Annotated in this window: 17 protein-coding genes; 10 read left to right on the plus strand and 7 right to left on the minus strand. The window is 63.7% G+C overall.

All coding sequences use genetic code 11. The features are described 5' to 3' along the window. Positions 1–74 precede the first annotated feature (74 nt). The 4 genes from JQ616_RS33900 to JQ616_RS33915 form a co-directional block, all read right to left on the minus strand. Positions 75–554, minus strand: a complete 480-nt coding sequence (locus tag JQ616_RS33900; RefSeq protein ID WP_212022747.1) for a DUF1801 domain-containing protein — start codon at positions 552–554, stop codon at positions 75–77. A gap of 148 nt (positions 555–702) precedes the next feature. After that, a complete protein-coding gene (locus JQ616_RS33905; protein WP_212022471.1) occupies positions 703–1,659 on the minus strand; it encodes a catechol 2,3-dioxygenase in 957 nt (318 codons plus the stop codon). A 149-nt stretch (positions 1,660–1,808) separates the two neighbouring features. Continuing rightward, positions 1,809–1,994, minus strand: coding sequence for a hypothetical protein (locus JQ616_RS33910; RefSeq protein ID WP_212022473.1), 186 nt, complete (start codon positions 1,992–1,994; stop codon positions 1,809–1,811). Positions 1,995–2,089: 95 nt separating this feature from the next. Continuing rightward, positions 2,090–3,982, minus strand: a complete 1,893-nt coding sequence (locus tag JQ616_RS33915) for a putative bifunctional diguanylate cyclase/phosphodiesterase (RefSeq protein WP_433996029.1) — start codon at positions 3,980–3,982, stop codon at positions 2,090–2,092. Positions 3,983–4,369: 387 nt separating this feature from the next. Here JQ616_RS33915 and JQ616_RS33920 point away from each other — a divergent pair, with 387 nt between their 5' ends. The 3 genes from JQ616_RS33920 to JQ616_RS33930 all read left to right on the plus strand — a co-directional run bounded on the left by JQ616_RS33920 (position 4,370) and on the right by JQ616_RS33930 (position 7,331). Next, entirely contained in the window at positions 4,370–6,118 is a 1,749-nt protein-coding gene (locus JQ616_RS33920) for an ATP-binding protein (RefSeq protein WP_212022477.1), read from the plus strand. A 113-nt stretch (positions 6,119–6,231) separates the two neighbouring features. Then, positions 6,232–6,810, plus strand: a complete 579-nt coding sequence (locus JQ616_RS33925; RefSeq protein WP_212022479.1) for a peroxidase-related enzyme — start codon at positions 6,232–6,234, stop codon at positions 6,808–6,810. Between the two features lie 8 nt (positions 6,811–6,818). Then, entirely contained in the window at positions 6,819–7,331 is a 513-nt protein-coding gene (locus JQ616_RS33930) for an MgtC/SapB family protein (protein WP_212022482.1), read from the plus strand. On the opposite strand, the gene JQ616_RS33935 is transcribed toward JQ616_RS33930, so the two are convergent. Beyond that, complete coding sequence (locus JQ616_RS33935) at positions 7,292–7,918, minus strand: ParB-like protein (RefSeq protein WP_212022484.1); 627 nt, start codon at positions 7,916–7,918, stop codon at positions 7,292–7,294. The two genes, JQ616_RS33930 and JQ616_RS33935, sit on opposite strands and share 40 nt — an antisense overlap. A gap of 86 nt (positions 7,919–8,004) precedes the next feature. Between JQ616_RS33935 and JQ616_RS33940 the strand changes: the two genes are divergently transcribed. From JQ616_RS33940 to JQ616_RS33970, 7 genes are all read left to right on the plus strand, one after another. Further along, positions 8,005–8,886, plus strand: a complete 882-nt coding sequence (locus JQ616_RS33940; protein WP_212022486.1) for an ion channel — start codon at positions 8,005–8,007, stop codon at positions 8,884–8,886. Between the two features lie 88 nt (positions 8,887–8,974). Beyond that, positions 8,975–9,307 (plus strand): hypothetical protein, encoded by a 333-nt coding sequence (locus tag JQ616_RS33945; RefSeq protein WP_212022748.1) that lies wholly within the window; start codon positions 8,975–8,977, stop codon positions 9,305–9,307. A gap of 181 nt (positions 9,308–9,488) precedes the next feature. Beyond that, positions 9,489–9,788 carry an acyl carrier protein gene (locus JQ616_RS33950; RefSeq protein ID WP_076860781.1) on the plus strand — a complete coding sequence of 100 codons (300 nt, stop codon included), beginning with the start codon at positions 9,489–9,491 and terminating at the stop codon, positions 9,786–9,788. A gap of 9 nt (positions 9,789–9,797) precedes the next feature. Then, the gene (locus JQ616_RS33955) at positions 9,798–10,274 is read left to right on the plus strand and encodes a 3-hydroxyacyl-ACP dehydratase FabZ family protein (RefSeq protein ID WP_212022488.1); all 477 of its coding nucleotides are present in this window, start codon (positions 9,798–9,800) and stop codon (positions 10,272–10,274) included. Next, positions 10,267–11,451, plus strand: coding sequence for a beta-ketoacyl-ACP synthase (locus JQ616_RS33960; RefSeq protein ID WP_212022490.1), 1,185 nt, complete (start codon positions 10,267–10,269; stop codon positions 11,449–11,451). Before JQ616_RS33955 ends, JQ616_RS33960 begins: the two co-directional genes overlap by 8 nt. Before the next feature lie 91 nt (positions 11,452–11,542). Beyond that, positions 11,543–12,820: a beta-ketoacyl-ACP synthase gene (locus JQ616_RS33965; protein ID WP_212022492.1), complete on the plus strand. Its 1,278-nt coding sequence runs from the start codon at positions 11,543–11,545 to the stop codon at positions 12,818–12,820. A gap of 21 nt (positions 12,821–12,841) precedes the next feature. Next, positions 12,842–13,777, plus strand: coding sequence for a lipid A biosynthesis lauroyl acyltransferase (locus JQ616_RS33970; protein ID WP_212022494.1), 936 nt, complete (start codon positions 12,842–12,844; stop codon positions 13,775–13,777). Between the two features lie 25 nt (positions 13,778–13,802). On the opposite strand, the gene JQ616_RS33975 is transcribed toward JQ616_RS33970, so the two are convergent. Further along, positions 13,803–14,795, minus strand: coding sequence for a pyridoxal-phosphate dependent enzyme (locus JQ616_RS33975; RefSeq protein ID WP_212022496.1), 993 nt, complete (start codon positions 14,793–14,795; stop codon positions 13,803–13,805). 106 nt (positions 14,796–14,901) lie between these two features. Next, complete coding sequence (locus JQ616_RS33980) at positions 14,902–16,011, minus strand: polyamine ABC transporter substrate-binding protein (protein WP_212022498.1); 1,110 nt, start codon at positions 16,009–16,011, stop codon at positions 14,902–14,904. Positions 16,012–16,017 lie beyond the last annotated feature (6 nt).

Consider the following 16,017-nt stretch of genomic DNA (forward strand, 5'->3'; position numbering starts at 1 on the left):
AATGATCCCAAACGCAGGGCTGCATCGACGCCGCGTCGTGGCGGTTGCGCGCCGGTCCTGACCTGCGCAGCCGCTCACATCAGTTCGCCGGGCAATTCGCTGGCCTGCTTCACCCAGGCGGCGAACTGCGCTTCGTCGAGTTCGTCGTTCTCGTGAATGTCGAGATAGCGCGTGTGCTGCTGCTTGGACTTGCCGGGCGGCACCGGATGCAGCGACGCGCCGCGAAAGAACGCCACTTTGACGTAGCGCGTGAAGACATGGATGCCGAGAAACCAGCCCTGTCCCTCCATGCCGTAGAGCGGCGAGTTCCACTTCACGGCCTTGTGCACGCCGGGAATGGTGCGCACGATAAGCGCGTCAAGCTTGCGTCCGACGTCGCGCTTCCAACCCGGCATCGCCGCGATATAGGCCTGCACGGGCGCCTCACCGTACCCTTTCGCGACCTGCGGATTGCCGCCCGCGAGCAGGCGCGGCTTTACGGTATTGCGCTTCGCCGCGCTCTTCTTCGCAGGCTTCGCCGACGTCTTGGGTGTCTTGGGCGTCTTGCCAGCCATCCTACCCGCTCCCATCGGTTCGCGCATCGCGCGCAACATCAGCCGCTCGAACGGATCATATCGACCAAGCGCTCATGTTGTCGTCATCGACAGCGGGCATTCGCGGCGGCGTATCGACGCGCGCGATCTTGCGCGCTGCGGCCAAAGCCTAGCCGGCCACCGGCGGCGTGCCGTGGGTGTGGAACGACTCGATCGTCTTTAAACCCCAGGCCTGTCCCTTCTTGCGTTCCTCCTCGGTCCACACGATCGGCTTCCAGTCAGGCGCGAGGATCAGGCGGGCGCCGGCATTGGCGACCTCGACGCGGTTGCCGCCGGGTTCATAGACATAGAGGAAGAAGGTCTGCTGGATCGCGTGCTTGTGCGGCCCGGTCTCGATGTGCACCCCATGCTCGAGGAAAATATCCGCGGCCCGCAGGATCTCCTCACGGCTGTCGAGCGCGTAGGTTACGTGATGAAACCGGCCGAACTTGCCGTAGTGATCGCGCGTGTAGGCGAAGTCGTAGCTCTTGTTCGACATCGTCATCCACATCGCCGCTTCCGTGCCGTCGTTGAGCACGATCTGCTCGGTGGTGCGGCAGCCCAGGTAGTTCTCGAAGAACAGGCGGTTGGCCTTGATGTCGACCGCCAGGCAGTTGAGATGGTCGAGCCGGCGGACATTGACGCCGCGCGCCGGAAAGCGCTGCGCCTGGTTCTTCAACGCCGGCTTCAGCCCGGCCGGCGCCTCGTACCACTCGGTCTCGTAATAGAGCTCGATGACATGGCCGTCGGGATCGCGGCAGCGGAAGGCCGGTCCCTGCCCCATATCGCCGTCGACCCAGCCGATGTCGAAGCCCGAGCCCTTCAGCGCGGCGACGCGGCGCTCGAGCGCCTGCGGACTGCGCGCCCGCAGCGCCATGTGCTCCATGCCCGAGGTCTTCGACGCGGTCAGCTTCAGCGAATAGCGCTCGTAGTCGTCCCAGCCGCGCAGATAGACCGACTCGCCCTTTTGGCCGCTGACGGTCATGCCCATGACGTCGACGAAGAACTTGAGGCTCTCGTCCGGCTTCGGCGTCAACAGCTCCATGTGGCCGAGATGAGCGAGATCGAGGATCGGTTCCGGCTGCATGGGACGGCCTCCTTGCACGACGGCACCGGATCGGCCCTTTTTTTTGCCCGGGCGGACGGCGGCGCCTCCATTTGTACTAGTGTACAAAGGATTAGGTCTCGTCAACAAATTGTTGGCTCCGGCATCGCGGCACTCTGCGGCGTGAGCAGCTAGCCCTTCGACGCCAGCACCGGCGCCGGTCCATGCGGCCGGAACGCGGTCGCCGACACCGTCAACGCAACGGCGAGCACGCACACCATGCAGAGCTTCATCCGCGCTGTCCGCCGATCGGTCATCGGCAGGACGAAGAAGAACGCGATCGCCAGGACGAGAAGCACATTCACAAGATAATACATGGCGGAGCCCTCTTGTTGCGTACCAACAAGATGACCGGCGTCCACGCGGCATTCCGTGGCCGGAATCACAGAGTGAACATGATCGAGGCCGGTGGTCAGGCGACCGAGACGGCCTGCTCGCGATGCGACGACAGCAGCGTGCGGATTTCGACATCCGGCACCGGCCGGCTGAACAGATAGCCCTGCATCTCGGTGCAACCGAGGATGCGCAGCAGATTGCGCTGCTGCTCGGTCTCGACGCCCTCCGCCGTCGTCGTCATGTCGCTCGCGGCGGCGATGTTCACGACGGCCTGGACGATGGTGGACGATGCGCCGGTCCCGGCGAGATCCTTGATGAAGGCGCGATCGATCTTGATCTTGTCGAACGGGAAGCGCTGCAGATAGCTCAGCGACGAATAGCCGGTGCCGAAATCGTCGAGCGCGATGCGGACGCCGAGATCGCGCAGCTGGTGCAGGATATCGAGAGCGGCCTCGTCGTCGCGGATCAGCACGGCTTCGGTGATCTCGAGCTCGAGCCGCGAGGGCGCGAGCCCCGACGCCGCCAGCGCGGCGGCGACATTCAGCGCCAGCGTCTGGCTCTTGAACTGGATCGGCGACACGTTGACGGCGACATGGATATGATCCGGCCACTTCACGGCTTCGCGGCATGCGGTGTTCAGCACCCAGTGCCCGAGATCGTTGATCAGGCCGGTGTCCTCGGCGACCGGGATGAAATCCGCAGGCGAGATGGTGCCGCGTTCGGGATGGCGCCAGCGCAGCAGCGCCTCGCAGCAGCTGACCCGGCCGTCCTCGAGATGAAGCAGCGGCTGATAATGCAGCTCGAAATTGCCGTCGACGATGGCCTGGCGCAATTCCAGCTCCAGGCTGCGCCGCGCCTTCGCGCGGGCGTCCATGCCGGCCTCGAAGAAGCGGTAGGTGCGGCGGCCGTCGCTCTTGGCGCCATAGAGCGCGAGATCGGCGTTGCGCAGCAATTGATCGAGCTCGAGGCCGTCGGCCGGCGCAACCGCAATGCCGATGCTGGCGTCGGTGGTGATGAGATGCCCGCTGCAATCGACCGGCTGGCGGATCGCCTGGTAGATCGCGGCCAACAGCTGCATGGTCTGGGTCTGATCGCGGACCGCGGTCTGGATTACGGCAAACTCGTCGCCGCCAAGCCGCGCTGCGACGTCGGTGTCCCCGAGACAGGAACGCAGGCGATCGGCCACGGCCCGCAGCAGTTCGTCGCCGATCTGATGGCCGAGTGCGTCGTTGACGCTCTTGAACTCGTCGATGTCGATGTACATGACCGCGAGTTGCTCATCCGTGCCGATGGCTTTCAGCGCCTGATCGAGGCGTTGGCGGAACAGCACGCGGTTGGGCAGGTCGGTAAGCGCATCATAATGCGCCATGTAGGCGATCCTGTTCTCGGTGCGCGTCCGCTCCGTGACGTCCTCGATCGTCGCAACCCATCCGCCTTCCGGCAGCGGCTTGTTGACGATCTCGATCGCGCGCCCGCCCGGTGCCTCGGTCAGCTGACGCGTCGCCTTGCCGAGCTTCACGTTGCGGATGATGGCATCGCAGAACGCGTCGACGTCGCCATCGAACGAGCCGGTCTCCTTCCGGTGCTCGATCAGCCGCTGCATGGTGCAGCCCGGCTTTGCGACATCGGGCGAAAGCCCGAACATCTCGATATAGGGACGGTTGCAGGTGATGATGCGCGCCGAGGCATCGTAGAGCACGAGCCCCTGCGGAATGTTGTCGACGGCGGTCGTCAGATTGCGACGTTCGGTGACCAGCCTCGCATCGGAGATTTCATGGCGCTTGAGCAACAAGAAGACGATCACGGCCATGATCGCGAACGCCGCCATCAGCAGGCCTTCGCGCTCGCTCCATTGTGCGGTCACGCTTCCGAGCAGGCTGCCGACCAGCATGCCGGCACAGAACGCCAGGCCCTTGGTCGAGCCGGCGTCGGCATTTCCTGGTGATGAATTGCGGTGTTCGATGCGCACGCTGATCTCTCCCGGACGCGGCATCGTTACGCAGCACAAATGGAAAGGTCGTTACAAACCGCAGTTAGCAATCGGTTACACGATACCAGACGACTGCGGACGACTAACCATGCCGGGACGCCCGTAAACCTACGGAGCTACCGGCGCACTTCTCCGAGATGGTGAATGCCGCATTAACGGAAAAGCTGCGAAATAATCGCCGCTGTGCCGGAACGCTACGCTCCCTCGCCGAACCAGCGCGATATCGCGACACGACAGAAACAAATCGTCACCGGGAAGGAGTAGATTTAGCCGAACCGAAACTTCTGCGACTTAACGGTTTTTCCAATCCCGGGCAGGCATATTGGTCCGGACATTTAGATTTCGCGAACGAGCCAGGCTGGAACTGTGACATCCTTTGGACGTGTGATCTCCGTGCGCGGCTCGCAGGCCCGGGTTGGGCTGCTGGCGGGCGGCCAGATGCAACTCTCGGAAATGCGCGCGACTGTCGGCCGGTTCGTCAGCATCCGTTGCGCGAGCTCGGTCATCGTCGCCATGATCACCGAGGTGTCGTGCGAGAACCTGCCGCCGTCCGACGAGTACATGGCAACCGCCTCGGTCGACCTGCTCGGCGAAATCCTGGGCGGCGATCGCCCGAAATTCCAGCGCGGCGTCACCCATTATCCGACCATTGGCGACAGCACCGACCTGATCACCAACCAGGAGCTGCGCACCGTCTACGCGCCGAGCGGCTCCGACCAGATCAATGTCGGCACGCTGCAGCAGGACCGGTCGGTCATCGCCTATGTCGACGTCGAGGAAATGCTCTCCAAGCACTTCGCGGTGCTCGGCTCGACCGGCGTCGGCAAATCCACCGGCGTCTCGCTGCTGCTCAACGAGATCCTGAAGTCGCGACCGAACCTGCGCATCTTCCTGCTCGACGTCCACAACGAATATGGCCGTTGCTTCGGCGAGCGCGCACAGGTGCTCAACCCGCGAAACCTCAAGCTGCCGTTCTGGCTGTTCAACTTCGAAGAGATCGTCGACGTGCTGTTCGGCGGCCGCCCCGGCGTGCCCGAAGAGCTCGACATCCTCGCCGAAGTGATCCCGATGGCGAAGGGCATCTACACGCAGTACCAGAATTCCGACCGGGTCGGTCTCGGGTTGAAGCGCATCGACCCCAAGCAGGTCGGCTACACCGTCGATACGCCGGTGCCCTATCGCCTGGTCGACCTGATCTCGCTGATCGACGAGCGCATGGGCAAGCTGGAGAACCGCTCCTCCCGCATCATCTATCACAAGCTGATCTCGCGCATCGACGCGGTGCGCAACGATCCGCGCTACGCCTTCATGTTCGACAATGCCAATGTCGGCGGCGATACCATGGCCGAGGTGATCAGCTATCTGTTCCGCCTGCCCGCCAACGGCAAGCCGATGACCATCATGCAGCTCGCCGGCTTCCCCGCCGAAGTCGTCGATTCCGTGGTGTCGGTGTTGTGCCGCATGGCGTTCGATTTCGGGCTGTGGAGCGACGGCGTCTCGCCGATGCTGTTCGTCTGCGAGGAAGCGCATCGTTACGCCTCCGCCGACCGCAATATCGGCTTCGGTCCGACCCGCAAGGCGGTGTCGCGCATCGCCAAGGAAGGCCGCAAATACGGCGTCTATCTCGGGCTGATCACCCAGCGTCCGGCCGAGCTCGACGCCACCATCATCTCCCAGTGCAACACGCTGTTCACGATGCGGCTTGCCAACGACCGCGACCAGGCGCTGCTGCGCTCCGCGGTGTCGGACGCGGCGGCCAATCTGCTGTCGTTCGTGCCCTCGCTCGGCACCCGCGAAGTGCTGGCGTTCGGCGAAGGTGTGGCGCTGCCGACGCGGCTGCGCTTCAAGGAGGTGCCGCCGCACCAGTTGCCGCGCGGCGAGGCCACCATCGCCACCGTGCCGTCGGTCACCGCCGGCCATGACATGCATTTCGTCAGCGCGGTGCTGGAGCGCTGGCGCGGCGCCACTTCGCATCGCGACAACGCGCCGAACGACCCAAGCCTCAATCCGTCCGCACCAGCACGCACGATGGCGCCGGCCGAGGCGCCGATGCTGCAGCCGTCACTGGGCCTCGATCCGGATCGCTTCTCGCTGCTGAAGAAGCCGCTGCGCTAGCATCATCGCGCCAAGGCGCCGATGCGCCTTGCGCCCAAGCACCTTGCACCCAAGCCGTCATCCACTATGGTTTCGCCTAACGCCGCGTCCTTGCGGCATGCCGGAACCATCTCATGACGCAGCCGACCGCAAAACGCTTCCCGACGCCCGCTCTCGACCAGCTCCCCGAGGATATCCGCAGCCGCATCCTGACGGTGCAGGAGAAATCCGGCTTCGTGCCGAACGTCTTCCTCACTTTGGCCTATCGGCCCGACGAATTTCGCGCGTTCTTTGCCTATCACGATGCGCTGATGGAGAAGGACTCCGGCCTCTCCAAGGCCGAGCGTGAGATGATCGTGGTGGCGACCAGCGCCGCCAATCAGTGCCAGTATTGCGTGATCGCGCATGGTGCGATCCTGCGCATCCGCGCCAAGAATCCGGAGATCGCCGACCAGATCGCGATCAACTACCGCAAGGCCGACATCACGCCGCGGCAGCGCGCCATGCTCGACTTCGCCATGAAGGTGAGCCGCGCAGCCGAGGAGGTCGCGGAAGCCGACTTCGCCGCGCTCGCCGCCCACGGCTTCAGCGACGACGACGTCTGGGACATCGCCGCGGTGGCGGCGTTCTTCGCGCTCTCGAACCGGCTCGCCAACGTCACCGGCATGCGACCGAACGCCGAGTTCTACATGCTCGGTCGGCAGCCGAAATAGAGGACGCCTTGACAGACTGGAGCGAGATCATCCTGCGGCTCGGCGCGGCCACCCTGGCCGGCAGCGCGATCGGGCTCGACCGCGACCTGCGCGGCAAGCCGATCGGCCTGAAGACGCTCGGCCTCGTCAGCCTCTCGACCGCCACCGTCGTGCTGCTGGCCTTGCATGGGGTCGATCCCGGCAAATTCACCGATGCGGTCAGCCGCGTGATCCAGGGCGTGCTGACCGGGATCGGCTTTCTCGGCGCCGGTGTGATCGTCCGGCGGGGCGACGGTTTCCACGTCCACGGCCTGACCAGCGCCGCATGCGCATTCTTCGCCGCATGCGTCGGGATCCTCTGTGGCGCCGGCCACTGGCCGATCGTCCTTACCGCGCTCGTGCTGGCATTCCTGCTGCTGACCTTCGGCAAGCGCACCGAGCGGTGGCTGCACCAGGTGCTCGGCGGTAAGGAAGATCCAGCCAGACCGGAGGGAACGCCCCGTCAGTCGTCGGATGCTGGCCCGCACCAGCCGGGCAGATAGACCGCTGCCCCGCTGCGACCCAGCGCCAGCCCCTTCTCCAGCGCCTTGGCGAAATTGTTCTCCACCGTCTTGCGCGGGATGTGGCGACGCAGGAAATCGGCCCACAGGAATTCGCTGAACGGCGTGGTGTCCTTGGCGAAGCCGCCGGCCCGGCGCATCTCGCCGGCAAGGCTGCGGAACGGATCGTCCTTGAGATCCTTGATCGACTTCGGAATGTCCTTGAAGTGGCAACGATCGCCCTTGGAATTGTAGGGATAGACCCAGCGCTTGTTGTCCATCACGCCCCAGAACACGTCACGCTCGACCATCGTGAGATCGCCGATCACCGTGACCAGGATGTCCTTGACGCCCTCCTCGTGCAGCGCACGCGCCATGTGATGATGATCGACCACGTAGTAGCGATCGTCGGGACCATGCACGACCGGGATCATGTGCTTGCCCAGCAGCTCGGCGCGCTTCTTGTCCGAGCTGTGCTCGCGCCAGCGCTTCCGCTTCTCCTTCACCTCATGCATGCCGACCGTCATCTGGGTCGGCCGTAGCGACATGATCGGGACCGGTTTGACGTAAGGCTCGCGCGTGTGGGCCATGATTTGCACTCTCGTTGACCGGCACTCCGGAATGGGTTCCATTATGACATGATGTCACAGGCAGACGAAAGGGCCGGTTCGACGGAATGGGTTCGCGAGCAAACGAGCGCCTGAAGGCCCGCACGTTCCGCCTCGGCAATCGCGAGGTGGTGACTGAAGGGTTGGAGCTCAGTTTCTGGGCAGACATCAGCCATCGCTGCATGACGGCATCCTGGCCCGCCTTTATTGGCGGTGCAGCATTGGTGTTCGTCGTCTTCAACGCCGTCTTCGCACTGTTGTATTGGCTTGGCGATCACCCGATCGCCAACGTGCCCGACGGCCAATATATCGACTACCTCTATTTCAGCATCGAGACGCTTTCGACCGCCGGCTACGGCGACATGCACCCGCAGACACATTATGGGCACTTCATCGCCGCCATCGAGCTGTTCACCGGCATCTTCTCGATGTCGCTGATGACCGGCCTGATCTTCGCCCGCTTCTCGCGGCCGCGTGCGCGCCTGCTGTTCGCCGACAGTCCGGTGATCTCGGACCATGAGGGTCAGCTGACGCTGATGGTTCGTCTTGCTAACGAACGGCACAACATCATCGCCAATGCCACCGCGCGGTTGTGGCTGTTCAAGAACGGCGTCAGCAAGGAAGGCATGGCCTATCGCCGGTTCTACGAACTGCCGCTCGTGCGCAGCGAAAGCCCGGCGCTGGCACTGAGCTGGACCTTGTTTCATGTGATCGACCAGGACAGCCCGCTCCACGGCCTCGACGCCGCTGGCCTCGAAGCCGTCAATGCCGGTCTCGGCCTGATCGTCTCGGGCTACGACGACGTTGCAGCGCAAACTGTGCATGCGCGAAAATCCTACGAGCATTCCGACATCCGCATCGGCCATCGCTATGCCGAGATCCTGCACACGACCGACGACGGCCGTCTGCGGATCGACTACAGTCGGTTCCACGAGACGCTCGAAGGATGAAATACCACCTCTGCGCGCATCAAGATTTTAGGTGTGAAGCGCGGCGAACGTGCTAAACAAGAGTGGCGACGCGACCGGACTGACAACAGTGAAGACGCAGCGGCCAATTTCCTCGGATGACGAGCACGTGGTGCTCAAATTCCGGCCGCGTACCTCGGCGCAGCCACCCGGCAAGCGCGAGCAGCCGACCCGCCCCGCTTCCGTCGCCAACGATCTCTCCCGTTACGAGAAGCCGCGCGAAGAGCCGGACGATTTCCGCCAGCGCATGCTCGCCAACATCGCCGCGTTCGCCTTTACCGTGGCACTCACCGCGATCGGCATCTGGCTCGCCATGAGCATCGCCGATTTGCGCAAGACCCAGGATTGCGTGCTGATGGGGCGCCGGGATTGCGCGAAGATTACGGTGATGCCGCGCACCTAGGCGGGCCGGAACCGTGCCCAAAAACCGTCCTCGCCAGCCCAGCCAAGCTCCATTGAACTAACGGCCCTGCTCCGATATACGGGCACACGACTCCGGCAGCAGCAATAGGGATTTCCGGGGCACCGCGCCCGCCTCCTCCAAGCCGACCCGGAATTACCTTCAATATATCAAAGGCTTAATGATGTCCTCCACATTCGAGCAGATCGCCAACATTATCGCGGAGACCTGCGACATCCCGCGCGATACGATCAAGCCGGAGAGCCACGCGATCGACGATCTGGGGATCGACAGCCTGGACTTCCTCGACATTGCCTTCGCCATCGACAAGGCGTTCGGCATCAAGATGCCGCTCGAGAAGTGGACCCAGGAGGTCAACGACGGCAAGGCCACCACGGAGCAGTATTTCGTGCTGCAGAATCTCGCCGACCGCATCGACGAATTGGTTGCGGCCAAGAACGCGGGCACGGGCACGGGCTCGTAATCGCCCATCATGCAGCTCGAAACCTTTCAGCTGATCGATCGGATCGTCGACCTCAACCTCGACGCAAAGACCATTGTCGTCGAGGCGGATGTCCCGCCGGACAGCCATTCGGTGTTCACCGGGCACTTCCCGGGTTATCCGATCATGCCCGGCGTGCTGCTCACCGAAGCGATGGCCCAGAGCTCGGGCTGGCTGATCCTCGGTCTGACCAAGTTCGAGCGCATGCCCTTCCTCGCGATGGTCAAGGAAGCCAAGATGCGCGGCTTCGTCAGCCCCGGCTCGACACTGACGATCGAAGCCAAGATCGAACACGAAGGGTCAGGCTTCACTGTGACCTCGGCGAAGGTCCGCGTCGGCAAGGAGCTCAAATGCAATGCCGAGCTGACCTTCCGTCACATTCCCTTCCCCAGCCCGGACTTGCGCGTGCACATGGATGCGATGGCCGTCAAGATCGGGTTTCCGCTGCAGGCAATGAGTAATGGCTGAGAAGGAAGTCTGGATCACCGGCGTAGGCCTGCTCTCCTCGCTCGGCGAGGGGCTGGATACGCATTGGCAGGCGCTGGGCGAAAAGCGCGTCAATGCCGACGACAAGCGTCTCGCGCCCTACGTGATCCATCCGATCGCCCCCGTGAGCTTCGACGCGCAGATCCCAAAGAAGGGCGATCAGCGTCAGATGGAGACGTGGCAGCGGATCGGCACCTATGCTGCCGGGCTGGCGCTCGATTCCGCCGGCGTCAAAGGCAATCAGGAAATCCTGTCGCGGATGGACATGATCATCGCAGCCGGTGGCGGCGAGCGTGACCTCAATGTCGACCTGGCGATCATGAACGCCGATGCGCAGGGCAAGCTGCCGCCTGCCCTGCTCAACGAGAAGCTGATGAACGAGCTGCGTCCGACGCTGTTCCTGGCACAGCTCTCCAATCTGCTCGCCGGCAACATCGCGATTGTTCACGGCGTGTGCGGGACGTCGCGTACCTTCATGGGCGAGGAAGCTGCGAGCATCGATGCTGCGCGGATCGCGGTCGCACGGATCGGAGCCGGACAGAGCGACATCGCGCTGGTCGGCGCGGCCCACAATGGCGATCGCGGCGACCTCCTGATGCTCTATTCATTCGGCGACTTCGCCCTCAAGGATCAATACGCGCCGGTCTGGGCGCGCAGGAATCAGCCGGGCTTCGCCATCGGCTCTGCCGGCGCCTTCCTGGTGATGGAATCGCGCGAACACGCCGAGGCGCGCGGCGCCAAGCCGTATGCCAAGCTGACCAAGGTGGTCGCCGATCTGGCCAAGCGCAAGCAACCCGGCGCCGTGACGAAGTCGCTGCAGGCGATGTGGCCGCAGCTCGGCGTCAGCGACGCCAATGCCATGCTGATCACAGGTGCAACCGGCGCGGAGCCTGCGACCACCGAGGAGCGCGAATTCCTCGGCCAGCATCCGGGCGTTGCCGTGCGCGCCACCGGGACGACCTTTGGGCACACCATGGAGGCCCAGTTCCCGCTCGGGCTCGCACTGGCCGCATTGTCGATCTCGCGCGGCGCGCTTTATCCGGCCAACGACCCGACCGGGCTGGAGGTTGAAAAGACCAAGGCGCCAACCCAGATTGTCGTGTTGGGGGTCGGCCACTGGCAGGGCGAAGGCATGGCGCTGGTCGAGGCCGTCAGTTAGAGCATGATGAAGATCATGCTATAACAAATAGCTGGAGCGCGGTGAATCTCATCGAGCTCTCAAGTCCGGCGCAAGCACCGACGGGGACACCATGACAGCACCACGCGATAAATTCGGCCGACCGATCGTTGTCGTGACCGGCATGGGAATCGTGACGTCGCTCGGCGGCGGCAAGACCGACAATTGGAAGCGCCTCACCGCAGGCGAGTCCGGCATCAAGACCGTGACGCGCTTCCCGCTCGACAGCATGAAGACGACGATGGCCGGCGCCGTCGATTTCGTCACCGTCGACCCGTTCTCCTCGACCAGCCTGTCGCAACGCCTGGCGGAGATCGCAGCCGAAGAGGCGCTGGAGCAGTCCGGCATCGGCAGCAAGGGCGACTTCCCCGGCCCGCTATTCCTGGCGGTCGCACCGATCGAGACCGAATGGCCGCAGCGGCTCGAGGTCGCGCGTGACGTTCCGGCCAAGGACTTCGGCATCATCGAATATCTGGCGACCTGCAGCGGCGGCAAGTTTTCGCATTTCCACCGGCGCTTCACCTTCGGCTCGGTCGCGCTCAGCCTCGCCGAGACCTTCGGCACCAAGGGGTCGCCGATTTCGCTGTCGACGGCATGCGCGTCCGGCGCGACCGCGATCCAGCTCGGCGTCGAGGCGATCCGCCGCGGCGAAACCGATGCAACGCTGTGCATCGCCACCGACGGCTCGGTCAATCCCGAAGCCATGGTGCGGTTCTCGCTGCTGTCGGCGCTGTCCACCCAAAACGATCCGCCGCAGGCCGCCTCCAAGCCGTTCTCGAAGAACCGCGACGGCTTCGTGATGGCCGAAGGCGCCGGCGCGCTGGTGCTGGAGAGCTACGACGCCGCGATCGCGCGCGGTGCGCGGATCCTCGGCGTCGTCGCCGGCTGCGGCGAGCTGACCGACTCCTTCCATCGCACCCGCTCGGCCCCCGACGGCAAGCCGGCGATCGGCTGCGTGCGCAAGACGCTTGCGGACGCCGGCATGGAGCCCGAGCAGATCGATCACATCAACGCGCACGGCACCTCGACGCCGGAAAACGACAAGATGGAGTATCTGGCGACCGCGGCCGTGTTCGGCGAGCACACCAAGAACATTCCGGTGTCGTCGAACAAATCGATGGTCGGCCACACCATCTCGGCCGCCGGCGCGGTCGAGGCGATCTTCTCGCTGCTCACGCTCGAGCATCAGCGGATTCCGCCGACGATCAACTACGAGGTGCCCGACCCCGCGATCCCGTTCGACGTGGTCGGCAACAAGGCGCGCGAAGCCAAGGTGACCGCCGTGATGTCGAACTCGTTCGGGTTCGGCGGGCAGAACGCCTCGCTGATCCTGACGCGCGAGCCGGCCTAACTCGCCGCCCCGCCTCGTCAGATGAAACGCCTGATCCTTCGCACCAGGGCGCAGCTGCGTGATGCTGCAAAGCCCGTGGCCAACGTCGCCATTGGCGCGTTGACGACCGGGCTGCTGCGCACCACGCGCTATTTCGATCCGGAGAAGACCGCACGATTCTTCGGCCACGCCGCGCATTTCATCGGCCGCCGGTTGCGCGAGGATCGGATCGGCCGCGAGAACCTCACGGCGGCCTTCCCGGAGAAGTCACCGCAGGAAATCGAGGAGATCCTGACCGGCGTCTGGCACAACCTCGGACGGATCGGCGCCGAGTTCGCGCATATCGACCGCATCTGGGACCATGATCCCCAGAATCCCGACAAACCGGGCCGCGTCGAATTCTCGGCGCGCAGCAAGCAGCTGTTCGACCAATTGCGTGACGACGGCAAGCCGGCGCTGTTCTTCGCCGCGCATCTCGGCAATTGGGAGCTCTCGCCAATTGCTGCCGCCGCACATGGCCTCGACGCCACGATCCTGTTCCGGCGGCCGAACATCGAGGCAGCCGACCGCGCCATCGAACGCATCCGCGCCGTCAACCTCGGCACGCTGGTCCCGGCCGGCCGCGACGCGCCGCTCAAGCTGGCGCAGGCGCTGAAGAACGGCCAGCACGTCGCGATGCTGGTCGACCAGTATTTGACCAACGGCGTTCCCGTCACCTTCTTCGGCCGCAAGACCACCGCGAACCCGCTGCTGGCGCGCCTGCGCCGGCAGATCGAATGTCCGATCCACGGCACGCGGATCATCCGCCTGCCCGATGGCCGTTTCCGCGGCGAGGTTACCGAGGAAGTGAAACCGGTGTTCGACGCGTCCGGTCAGGTCGACATCCAGGGCACGACGCAGGCGATCACCGACATCGTCGAGGGCTGGGTCCGCGAATATCCGGATCAATGGCTCTGGCTGCACCGGCGCTGGCGGTAACGGTCCGTTACATCAGCCATTGGCATCAGAGACCTTCGCGATCGGGCGACGGTACGTTCCCTCCGCAAGCGATGACCCATACACGCGATTGCTCGCGGTCGACGACGCCTCCCAAGACCGCCGCCATCGCCAAGGCGCCGCTCGGCTCGGCCCGGATGCTGCAGGTCTCAAGCAGCAACCGGGCAGCGTATTGCACAAGTTCATCGCTCACGGCGCACACCTGAACATTCGACCATTGCAGAATTTCGAAGGCCCGCACCCCGATCTGGCGGGAGCGCAAGGCATCGCATAGCGTATCTCCAGGAGGATCGATCCGGATCGGAACGCCAATCTCGCGGGCACGCGCGTAGCGTTGGTGGGTCTGCGGTTCTGCAACATAGATTGCAGCCGAGATGGACCAGGAGCGCAAAGCAAGGGCAACGCCAGCGGCCAGCCCGCCGCCGCCACAGGCAACAATCACGGCGTCAGAGGCTGGGCCACTTGCCTGAATGGCAGCTGCGATCTCCGAACCCACCGTGAAGCTTCCAGCAATCATCTCGACGTCTTCGAAAGCGTGCAGGTTACGCCAACCGCGTCGATGGGCCTCCATTCGAGCGCAATCGACCAACTCCGACCGCTCGACGATCTTTATCTCAGCTCCGGTTTTTCGGGCCTGCTCCCTTTTGAAGGCTGCGACGTCCGCGGGCATGATCAAACAGGCGGGCTTGTCCAGCGCCTGAGCGGCCAGGCCGACCGCAATCGGAAAGTTTCCTGCCCCAGCGGCGACAACTCCTCGCTCGGCGTTTCGCGTCCCAAGGATTGCTCCTCGAAACTTGAACGAACCGCCATACTGAACGGTCTCGTCTTTGATAAAGATTGTTCGCCCAGTCACTGCGTCCAAAGCGGCGCAAGATCGTATGGGTGTCTGCAACGCCCGGCCCGCAATAAATTCGAGATCGTCACGGATCAAATGAATCGGCTGAGGGGGCATCCTGGCCTCTGCGGCAATCGCAAACGAGTACCAGAGGCTATCGGACACGCCTGCACAGGTGTCCAATCAGCTGTTGTCACCGCTCGATTTATCTTGTGAACGCCTGAAGTATCTCAGCTCATCATAGGCAACAGCATCGTGCCCGCACGCAGCCCTAGCGCCCCGTCTTCACGCGCGTCCACAGGCGATTGATGATCCGCTGCGTCGCCGGGTCGCGCGCCGTGATCACGAACAACTTCTTCTGCATCGCCTCGTCGGGATAGATATTCTTGTCGTTGAAGATCTTCGGATCGATCAGCTTCTGGCTCGCCAAATTGCCGTTGGCATAGGACAGGAAGTTCGAATTCTTCGCCGCGACGTCGGGACGGTAGAGGTAGTTGATCAGCTCATAGGCCTCGGCGACATTCTTTGCGTCGGCAGGAATCGCGAGATTGTCGAAGAACATCTGCGCGCCCTCCTTCGGGACCGTGTAACCGATCTCGACGCCGCTCTTGGCTTCCGCCGCCCGGCTGCGCGCCTGCATGATGTCGCCCGACCATCCGACCACGAAGCAGATTTCGCCCGAAGCCAGCGCGCTGAGATATTCGGACGAGTGGAATTTTCGCACATAGGGCCGGATCTTGATGACGAGATCGGCGGCCTTCTCCAGGTCGGCCTGCTTGGTCGAGTTCGGATCGAAGCCGAGATAGCTCAGCGCCGCCGGCAGGATGTCGTCGGCGGAATCCAACATGTGGATGCCGCAATCCTTGAACTTGGCGAGGTTCTCCGGCTTGAACACCATGTCCCAGCTGTCGATCTTCGCATCGGGCCCCAGTATCTTCTCCGCCATCTTGACGTTGTAACCGATGCCGGTGGTGCCCCACATATAGTTGGCGCCGTAATTGTTGCCGGGATCGTAGGTCGCGAGCTGGCCGGTCACGACCGGCCAGGCGTTGGCGAGGTTCGGCAGCTTCGACTTGTCGAGCTTCAGAAACACCTTCGCGGTGATCTGGCGCTGCAGGAAATAGCCGGTCGGCACCACGACGTCGTAGCCCGACTTGCCGGCGAGCAGCCGCGTCTCCAGCGTCTCATTGGCGTCGAACGTATCGTAGACCACCTTGATGCCGGTTTCCTTGGTGAAGTCCTCGAGGACTCCCGGCGCCATGTAGTTCGACCAGTTGTAGAAGTTGACCGTGCGCTCCTGCGCGCCGGCGGAAGCAGCGAACAACAGAACCATGGCGATCGTACCGACGAGGCTGACGAGACGACGGCCCTGCTTCTGCATTCTGGT

The sequence above is a fragment of the Bradyrhizobium tropiciagri genome (genome assembly GCF_018130545.1).
Lineage (GTDB): Bacteria > Pseudomonadota > Alphaproteobacteria > Rhizobiales > Xanthobacteraceae > Bradyrhizobium > Bradyrhizobium tropiciagri_A.

Excerpts from the sequence above, each read along its gene's own strand:
- JQ616_RS33910 (WP_212022473.1), bottom strand. The coding sequence starts at position 1,994 with ATGTATTATCTTGTGAATGTGCTTCTCGTCCTGGCGATCGCGTTCTTC.
- JQ616_RS33925 (WP_212022479.1), top strand. The coding sequence starts at position 6,232 with ATGACGCAGCCGACCGCAAAACGCTTCCCGACGCCCGCTCTCGACCAG.
- JQ616_RS33960 (WP_212022490.1), top strand. The coding sequence starts at position 10,267 with ATGGCTGAGAAGGAAGTCTGGATCACCGGCGTAGGCCTGCTCTCCTCG.
- JQ616_RS33965 (WP_212022492.1), top strand. The coding sequence starts at position 11,543 with ATGACAGCACCACGCGATAAATTCGGCCGACCGATCGTTGTCGTGACC.
- JQ616_RS33900 (WP_212022747.1), bottom strand. The coding sequence starts at position 554 with ATGGCTGGCAAGACGCCCAAGACACCCAAGACGTCGGCGAAGCCTGCG.
- JQ616_RS33955 (WP_212022488.1), top strand. The coding sequence starts at position 9,798 with ATGCAGCTCGAAACCTTTCAGCTGATCGATCGGATCGTCGACCTCAAC.
- JQ616_RS33905 (WP_212022471.1), bottom strand. The coding sequence starts at position 1,659 with ATGCAGCCGGAACCGATCCTCGATCTCGCTCATCTCGGCCACATGGAG.
- JQ616_RS33980 (WP_212022498.1), bottom strand. The coding sequence starts at position 16,011 with ATGCAGAAGCAGGGCCGTCGTCTCGTCAGCCTCGTCGGTACGATCGCC.
- JQ616_RS33950 (WP_076860781.1), top strand. The coding sequence starts at position 9,489 with ATGTCCTCCACATTCGAGCAGATCGCCAACATTATCGCGGAGACCTGC.
- JQ616_RS33970 (WP_212022494.1), top strand. The coding sequence starts at position 12,842 with ATGAAACGCCTGATCCTTCGCACCAGGGCGCAGCTGCGTGATGCTGCA.
- JQ616_RS33940 (WP_212022486.1), top strand. The coding sequence starts at position 8,005 with ATGGGTTCGCGAGCAAACGAGCGCCTGAAGGCCCGCACGTTCCGCCTC.
- JQ616_RS33935 (WP_212022484.1), bottom strand. The coding sequence starts at position 7,918 with ATGGCCCACACGCGCGAGCCTTACGTCAAACCGGTCCCGATCATGTCG.